The sequence below is a fragment of the Hahella ganghwensis DSM 17046 genome (genome assembly GCF_000376785.1).
GTDB lineage: Bacteria > Pseudomonadota > Gammaproteobacteria > Pseudomonadales > Oleiphilaceae > Hahella > Hahella ganghwensis.
Genome location: NZ_AQXX01000034.1, coordinates 1 through 6,457, shown reverse-complemented (window position 1 = coordinate 6,457; position 6,457 = coordinate 1). Strand labels below are relative to the sequence as shown.

The window sequence follows — 6,457 nt, the reverse complement described above, 5'->3', positions numbered from 1 at the left end:
CTGTGCTACAACATCATAAGGCGAGAAGCATCGATTGCGGCGGTAAGCTTTGATCGAGCCCCGTCTGACATTCGCTTCAAACCAGTGTGTGATTATATTGCTGTTCAGTTAATTGTGATGGCGGCTTCCAATCCGATATCTGGAACAGGTCGGCGCTTGTCAGAGTTAAGATCGGGAATTAGTAGTCTGTTTTTGGAGAGGCGTCCGAGGCCTACGACACCTCGGACGGTTAAGATATCAAAGACCCGATATCCAGTAGATCGCAATGCTGCTCCTCTTAAGTGAACAGCATTGCACTAATTAGGGAGCTTCTGTCTCCTTTTTGTATACCTTCCATACCGTCGTTTGAGGTGTGACAGTATCGCACTGGGCGGCTGTCATGGTTTCACTGGCCACTTCCGCCTATCAAGAAACTTTTAGATTCCCTTGCGGTCTTAATCTTTCTCATCCTCTATTCCTCTATCTTTTGTTCTTCGTCACGGGCACTGGAAAACCCTCATTGGATGTCTTGATGGTCGATGACATGATTGATTGACAGGAGATGTGAGAATCTCGTCATTATCAAAATGAAGTACAAGCAATGAATGGAACTAAGTTGTTGGATTGTTACTTTGTCAGGAAGATTTGCTGCTGGCTCGCATTTAATGGATACAATGCCGAACAGGTGGTCGAGGGCGCAGATCTGCTTGATGGGCTTTTGTCAGGTGATACCGGAAAACTCCCGATACAGACCCAGATTTCAGTCATTGAAAGAGTGAACCAATTAGCATCCGACGACCGGCTATGGATGAGTATTGGTCGGTACATCGGTATAAAGTCCCCTGGCATGATTGGCAGTGCTGTGAGGTCTTCAAGGAATGTTGAAGTCGCCTTGGAAACCTATGTCAGATACTTTGGCGTGGAAGGCGTTATCAGTGTACTGGAACTGCGTAAAACGCCAAAGTACAGCGAGATTTTATTTAGTGCCCGAAAGGAGCTTGGAGAAGCCAAAGTCTATTTTGAATTACTTTTTGGGCTCTCTACGATGTACCTGTTTCGCTCCGTGGTGGGTGATGAGGGACTGGATACACCAGGTAAGGCGCATGATGCTAATCATCGACTCTCAGACGGCCTCCCAATTCAGAACATCGCCAGGATATTCAATGAAAACAACCTGAGCCATATCAGTTTCAGGTTCAATACAAAACAAAGTTCGATCAGATTCAGGTGTGATGTATTGTCTTGGTGTATCGACACCTATGATCCTGTAAAGTGTGCGGCCATGATTCATGCGATACAGAGCCGGAAGCTATACGATGCACCGGACTCCATTATCACCTCTATCCGCAATCTGGTGCTCAGCCACCCCAACATGTCTCCTTCACAGGAAGAAGCCGCACTCAAGCTGAACCTGACCAGCAGAACCCTGAGAAGGAAGTTGAAATACTGCGATATCAAATACCAGGACATTCTCAATGATGTAAAGAAGGAGGAGGCAATTAAGATGCTGGCTTTCAGTAATATGTACATCTACAAGATTGCTGAAAAGCTGGGATTCAATAGCGTTTCCGCCTTCAGGAAGGCTTTCAGGAAATGGACGGGAAGGTCTTTTGAGTTTTATCGGCAAGGGAATTGGGTGTGACTTTATACCCGGATGACAGGGCATGAGTGAGTCAGAGGTTGCCGGACAGAGTACATCGCCACTGCCCGGTTTGCTGATTAAGCCGTCACGAGTTAGCGGTACTTCGCTGCAATTTCGTCAATCACACCTTCTTCCCGCATATCCTTTAGAATGCTGTTCAGCTTATTCACGTATTCGTCTGGCGTATCCTTGTTGAGTGCAAGATAAAGGTTGGCGCTGCGAATTTTAAAAATGGGCTTAATGTTGGTGATGCCTGCTTTTCTGGCGTAGTAATAGCCGGATACCGTACTACTGATCCACAGGTCGATCTGTTTGTCGACCAGGCGCTTCGGATTGAGACCATCGTCACTCAGCTCTGATGCCTTGAATCCATTGTCCTTCAGATACTGTGTCCGGGAATCATCCTTGTAGCCACCGATTCGGTAGGGTTTGGCATCTTCCAACGACTTAATATTGAAATTGCTGTCTTCCAGAGCAAACAAAACCCAGTCGTTATCCGCGATTGGGCCAACCCATTTGAACAGCGGTTGTCGGGCCTCTGTCAGCTCTGTACCGAATACCGCTCGGTAGGGAGCACGCTGTACAAAGTTATAGGCGAAGTTCCAGTTCCGCAGTTTCAGGCGGTAGGGATATTGTGCCCGTTGGAACATTTCCTGAATCACTTCGGTACTGAACCCTCCGATGTTCTCTTCATCATGTTCAAACTCATTGCCAGTCAGGCTCATGTTGAAGGGAGGAAAATTCTCTGTAACCAATTGAAAGGTTTCCGGTTCTGCCAAAGCAGCTTGCGAAAAAAGCAGCAATAGAACCCATGCACTAATTGACTTCATAAATGCCTCAAGAAAGTAGAGCAAGTTTAGGGAAAGTATAGTCGGTTTAATCGTGCTAACGGACCCAGGGCCCGTAAGCCTAGTTGGATACGTGTGAACCACCATAGGCAGAAACCGAGTCGTGGTTACCACCTATCCCGCAAGGTGGATATTTTCTTATGTTTTTAGCAGAGCCAGACAACACTAAATAGCACTGTGTCTCAAATACAAAAGGACATCTTAATGATAATCGATACCATTTGTATGTAGTTGAAATACAAGGAAATTTTGTGATTTTTTTTGAATGCGACTAAACTGTGCCGATCTAACTTACGTAGTTAATTAACTCGTTCAACACATCAAACTTTCGGTGCTGCTGCATGAAATCGAATGATCAGATCATTACCGCTCTCAATGGAGTTCTCACGACAGAGCTGACCTCCATTAACCGCTACTTCCTGCACGCTAGGATGTATCGTAACTGGGGATTTGAAGAACTGAATGAAGCCAGTTACAAAAAATCGATTAAGGACATGAAGCAGGCCGATGATCTCATCGAGCGAATTCTGTTCCTTGAACGTATGCCAAACCTGCAGAAACTGGATCTGCTCCACATCGGGGAAAATACCGAAGAAATGATGGAGTGTGACCTGAAGTTTCAGCTCAATCAGATCAAACAGCTCAGGGACGCTATCGCACTTTGCGAACAGGAAAAGGACTTTGTGAGCCGTGCTCTTCTGACCGACATTCTGGAATATGAAGAGGACTATGTGGACTGGCTGGAAACCCAGCAGTACCAGATTGCCAACATGGGCATCCAGAACTACTTACAAGCGCAAATTTCGGATGGTGATTGATTATGAAAGGTAACAAGAAAGTTATTTCAGCCCTGAACGGACTGTTGGCCTATGAACTGGCTGCCATGGATCAGTATTTCATTCACTCTGAAATGTACGCTGACTGGGGCTTGCATAAACTTCATGAGCGGATTGCCCATGAATTCGACGACGAAAAAGGCCATGCTCAAAAGCTGATCCAGCGTATTCTCTTCCTTGAGGGCACTCCAGACATGGTGACTCGTGAGGGGCTGAATATTGGTAAGGATGTTCCTGCCATGCTGAAAAGTGACCTGGATGTAGAGTACGCCGTTGATGAAGCGCTCAAGAAAGCGGTGAAACTCTGTGAAGATCAACAGGATTATGTGACCCGTGAAATGCTGGTAACGCTGATGGACGACACTGAAATGGATCATGCCTACTGGCTGGAACAGCAACTGGGACTGATCAAAAAGATTGGGCTGGAAAACTATCTGCAATCGCAGATGTAATGTCCTATCTGGCCGCTCCTTTGGAGCGGTCCCCTCTGAGCTGGCTAGACTGTCCTCATTTCGCTGCCACTGTACCCCAACAGGTACAATATCTGTTTTTGAGCCGCCGAAAGAATTCTGCGTCGCTCCTCTTCTTTGCTGATACTTTTGGCGACCGCAACGGCGCCGACCAGAGATGCAACAATCACCCTGGCTTTGTCCGCCACAGTTGTAACGCTGTCTGTAACGGGCAACCGATTAAGACGGCGAAGCGCTTTCAAGCGGGTTTCCAGCAGTTTCACCAAACGAAGATAAGATTCTTCATAAGCCTTCTTGATTTCCGGGTGTGTGCTGTCAATGTCATTAAACAGAATGGATTCGGGGCCGGGAACATTGGCATGTGTCAGATCTCTCAGGTTCAGGTAATTACTGACCAGCTCTGTCATGTGCTTGAGTGACAAAGGGTCCTTGGCCAGTCTGGCCACTTTGCTGCGGCGTACTGTGTCCACGATGGAAGCCCGATAGAGCGCCTCTTTGGAATCGAAATGAGCGTAAAAAGCCCCATGGGTCATTTTGGCGGAAGACATCACCTGATTAATTGAGACTTTGTCAAAACCATAACGACAAAAAAGATCCGTCGCAGCCTGTAGTATGCGCTCCCGGGTTTTCAGTTTATGTTGCTTTGAATAAGGCATGGACTTCCACCTCCTCCAATCGAGTCTGAAGAGAATATTATCTTGATCATATATTAATTGAAATTAGTGTGTCCCTTATCAGATAGGCGTACTGCTGATTTGTCAGAGGTCAGGCTGTGACTTGTCAATATGACCATAGACAAGGCAGCAGGGTAACCAATAGATAGCAAAGCGCCTGCGGCTGAACTTGCTGATATTTTATGTGCCTGCCCGTTGTGTCATAGCGGTGATCAGGCCAATAGAGTTTCAGAAAGTTTGTCTTTAAATACTTTAAGAGAGTGGGGACACTATGACGATGACACCAATCGTGGTCACGGGTATGGGAATTGTCAGCCCGTTGGGATGTGGCGTTGACACCGTCTGGCAGAGATTATTGGAAGGCCGCTCCGGTGTGGGCAGGATTGATCGGTTTGATACATCTGACTTTCCCGTCAAGATCGCCGGTTCGGTTCCCTCCAAAGAACAGGATGCTCAGGCTGGCTTTGATGTCGATGCTGTGATCAGTCCGAAGGAACGCAAAAAAGTGGATCTGTTTACTCTTTATGCGTTGGCGGCGGCAGAGGAGGCCCTGACCCAGGCCAATTGGTTTCCTTCCAGTGAGGCTGACCGGCGTGCAACGGCGACAGTCATCGCTACGGGGAATGGCGGTCTACCAACCATTACCAATGCCCAGTCTATCCTGGAGCGTAAAGGGGTAAAGCGCTTATCGCCGTTTATCGTACCGGCGTTCCTTGCCAACCTCGCTGGGGGAAATATCTCCATACGTTATGGTTTCAAAGGGCCTATTGGTTGTCCCGTTACAGCTTGTGCCGCAGGATTACAGGCCATTGGCGACGGCATGAGGATGCTTCGCAGTGGTGAAGCTGAAGTGGCGTTAGTCGGGGGAACTGAGGGCTGTATTGATCCTTTGTCTTTGGGTTCTTTTCATGCCATGAAGGCGCTGTCCACGCGTAACGAGGAGCCTGAACAGGCGTCACGGCCCTTTGATCAGGAGCGGGATGGTTTCGTCATGGGGGAAGGGGCTGGCCTGATGGTCATCGAAACTCTTGACCATGCTTTGGCCCGAGGTGCCAAACCGCTGGCTGTGCTGAGCGGTTATGGAACCAGTGCCGATGCCTATCATATTTCTGCCGGACCACCTGACGGTTCCGGAGCCGCCGCTGCAGTCGAGGCTGCCATGAGGATGGCAAATGTGACACCGGAAGACATTGGGTATGTGAATGCCCATGCCACCTCAACGCCGGTTGGAGACAAAGCCGAGATTGCCGGACTTCGCAATGTCTTTGGCGGTCTGCTGCCAAAGGTACCGGTTTCCTCCACTAAATCTGCCACAGGTCATCTGCTGGGGGGCGCGGGAGGGATTGAAAGTATCTTTTCAGTGCTGGCGCTGTGTCACGGTCAGCTCCCGCCGACATTGAACCTAAACCAACAGGATCAGGATATGTCGGATCTGGATCTTGTCCCCAATCATGCCCGACCAAAAAGCCTGGAACATGTGCTCTGTAATGGTTTTGGATTTGGTGGGGTAAACGCCTCGGTGGTGTTCAGTCGTCTGCCTCGTGGCTGACAGGTTGATGATGGGCATCAATATACGGCCGACATTGGTTTATCACTGACAGCAGAGAATCAGCCCTGTGTAGACAGGGCTTCATCATCAGAGCAGGAGAATGGACGCGTAAAGGTAAATGCGTCCCGGGATGGCTCTTGATTTTATACAAGCCGCAGCTTTTCACCCTTTTGCCAGGCTGGGATAATAGCCCGCCGGTGCCCACCCTAGTGCCACTGCTGGCAACTGTGAAGTGACTCAAGCGATGGAAACTTCGGAGTATTAGGCAAAGATTCCGTAGAAATAACCTATCTCCCCTGGATGTCACAGCGATAGACTTTCTAACGCTGGGAAAGAATTAAGGAGGCTCTGAATAACTCCCCAAATCAGTCATAATACGGCCAACTTCACTCATCAGGAATACTATCCATGGATCAGATGACTTTCTCCGAAGCTGAATACCAGAATAAGAAGCGTAAG

The 6,457-nt window shown here is 48.4% G+C and carries 6 protein-coding genes and 1 pseudogene; 5 read left to right on the top strand and 2 right to left on the bottom strand.

The features are described from left to right. Together F566_RS36050 and F566_RS0100635 are read left to right on the top strand one after the other, a co-directional pair. Positions 1–285, top strand: a pseudogene (locus F566_RS36050) (IS4 family transposase); the annotation flags it as partial. 295 nt (positions 286–580) lie between these two features. After that, entirely contained in the window at positions 581–1,621 is a 1,041-nt protein-coding gene (locus F566_RS0100635) for an AraC family transcriptional regulator (protein WP_020405042.1), read from the top strand. A gap of 92 nt (positions 1,622–1,713) precedes the next feature. Here F566_RS0100635 and F566_RS0100630 read toward each other — a convergent pair whose 3' ends face one another. Continuing rightward, entirely contained in the window at positions 1,714–2,451 is a 738-nt protein-coding gene (locus F566_RS0100630; protein ID WP_020405041.1) for a substrate-binding periplasmic protein, read from the bottom strand. Between the two features lie 359 nt (positions 2,452–2,810). On the opposite strand from F566_RS0100630, the gene bfr (F566_RS0100625) reads away from it, so the two are divergent. After that, positions 2,811–3,287, top strand: a complete 477-nt coding sequence (gene bfr / locus F566_RS0100625) for a bacterioferritin (protein ID WP_020405040.1) — start codon at positions 2,811–2,813, stop codon at positions 3,285–3,287. A 2-nt stretch (positions 3,288–3,289) separates the two neighbouring features. After that, on the top strand, positions 3,290–3,757 hold the full coding sequence (gene bfr, locus F566_RS0100620) for a bacterioferritin (RefSeq protein ID WP_020405039.1): 468 nt from the start codon (positions 3,290–3,292) through the stop codon (positions 3,755–3,757). A gap of 44 nt (positions 3,758–3,801) precedes the next feature. Here the strand turns inward: bfr (F566_RS0100620) and F566_RS0100615 are convergent, their stop codons facing one another. After that, a complete protein-coding gene (locus tag F566_RS0100615) occupies positions 3,802–4,431 on the bottom strand; it encodes a TetR/AcrR family transcriptional regulator (protein ID WP_020405038.1) in 630 nt (209 codons plus the stop codon). A gap of 289 nt (positions 4,432–4,720) precedes the next feature. Here F566_RS0100615 and fabF point away from each other — a divergent pair, with 289 nt between their 5' ends. Further along, complete coding sequence (gene fabF, locus F566_RS0100610) at positions 4,721–5,998, top strand: beta-ketoacyl-ACP synthase II (protein WP_020405037.1); 1,278 nt, start codon at positions 4,721–4,723, stop codon at positions 5,996–5,998. The last annotated feature ends 459 nt before the right edge of the window (positions 5,999–6,457 follow it).

Bases quoted from the DNA above. Each gene is read 5' to 3' on its own strand.
- F566_RS0100635 (WP_020405042.1), top strand. From the start codon at position 581: ATGAATGGAACTAAGTTGTTGGATTGTTACTTTGTCAGGAAGATTTGC.
- F566_RS0100630 (WP_020405041.1), bottom strand. From the start codon at position 2,451: ATGAAGTCAATTAGTGCATGGGTTCTATTGCTGCTTTTTTCGCAAGCT.
- bfr (WP_020405040.1), top strand. From the start codon at position 2,811: ATGAAATCGAATGATCAGATCATTACCGCTCTCAATGGAGTTCTCACG.
- bfr (WP_020405039.1), top strand. From the start codon at position 3,290: ATGAAAGGTAACAAGAAAGTTATTTCAGCCCTGAACGGACTGTTGGCC.
- F566_RS0100615 (WP_020405038.1), bottom strand. From the start codon at position 4,431: ATGCCTTATTCAAAGCAACATAAACTGAAAACCCGGGAGCGCATACTA.
- fabF (WP_020405037.1), top strand. From the start codon at position 4,721: ATGACGATGACACCAATCGTGGTCACGGGTATGGGAATTGTCAGCCCG.